This is a genomic window from Mesorhizobium sp. WSM3859, from assembly GCF_002295065.1.
Lineage (GTDB): Bacteria > Pseudomonadota > Alphaproteobacteria > Rhizobiales > Rhizobiaceae > Mesorhizobium.
The window spans coordinates 1-1245 of record NZ_NSGG01000036.1; the positions used below are offsets into that span (position 1 = coordinate 1).

Consider the following 1245-nt stretch of genomic DNA (forward strand, 5'->3'; position numbering starts at 1 on the left):
ATGACTGAGATGCCCCACGTCTGGATCGGCACGAGCTGGAAGATGAACAAGACGCTTGGCGAGGCGCGTGCCTTCGCCGGCGGGCTGCTTGCCGACCCGGAAGGCGACCCGCGTGTCCAGCGCTTCGTCATTCCGTCCTTCACGGCGGCGCGCGACGTCAAGGCGATGCTTCAAGGTACGTCCGTCAAGGTCGGAGCGCAGAACATGCATTGGGCCGATGACGGCGCTTGGACCGGCGAGATTTCGCCGGTGATGCTGAAGGACTGTGATTTGGATATCGTCGAGCTCGGCCATTCCGAGCGCCGCGAGCATTTCGGCGAAACCGACGAGACCGTGGGCCTCAAGACGGAGGCCGCCATACGCCATGGCCTGACCCCTTTGATCTGCATCGGCGAGACGCTGGCCGAGCGCGAGGCCGGCCTCGCCCGCGACGTTCTCGACAGGCAGGTGCGCGGCGCGCTTTCCAAGCTCGGCACTGCGCAGAAGCGGGCGTCGATCCTGTTCGCCTATGAGCCGGTCTGGGCAATCGGCGTCAACGGCATTCCGGCGACCTCGGACTATGCCGACGCCCGCCAGGCGGAGATCATCGCGACAGCCGAGGACGTGCTCGGCCGCCGCGTCCCCTGCCTCTATGGCGGTTCGGTAAACCGGGACAACTGCGCCGAGCTTATCTCATGCCCGCATATCGACGGGTTGTTCATCGGACGCGCCGCGTGGGCTGTCGAGGGCTACCTCGACATCCTGACCAGATGCGCCACCAAACTATGAGGAGGAGACGATCATGAAGCTCGCGGTTGCAGGCGACAGCGCCGGCGAAGGCCTGGCCAAAATTCTCGCGGATCATTTGAAGGACAGGCACGAGGTGTCGGAAGTGTCGCGCACCGAGGCCGGCCCCGACCCGTTCTACGCCAACCTGTCGGACCGGGTGGCGAGCGACCTGCTGGCCGGCAGATATGACCGCGCCATCCTGATCTGCGGCACCGGCATCGGCGTCTGCATCTCGGCCAACAAGGTGCCGGGCATTCGTGCCGCACTCACCCACGACACCTACTCAGCCGAGCGCGCCGCGCTGTCGAACAACGCCCAGATCATCACCATGGGCGCGCGCGTGATCGGGCCTGAACTGGCGAAGTCGATTGCCGATGCGTTCCTCAAGGAGACGTTCGATCCGCAAGGGCGCTCGGCCGGCAATGTCGCCGCCATCGACCAGGTCGACGCCAAGTACAATGCACGCTGAGCTTTCGA

Annotated in this window: 2 protein-coding genes; both read left to right on the top strand. The window is 65.1% G+C overall.

The features are described 5' to 3' along the window. Window positions 1–9: 9 nt before the first annotated feature. Window positions 10–768, top strand: a complete 759-nt coding sequence (locus CK230_RS32225) for a triose-phosphate isomerase (protein WP_176480308.1) — start codon at window positions 10–12, stop codon at window positions 766–768. 13 nt (window positions 769–781) lie between these two features. Then, window positions 782–1237 (top strand): RpiB/LacA/LacB family sugar-phosphate isomerase, encoded by a 456-nt coding sequence (locus CK230_RS32230; protein ID WP_095820811.1) that lies wholly within the window; start codon window positions 782–784, stop codon window positions 1235–1237. Window positions 1238–1245 lie beyond the last annotated feature (8 nt).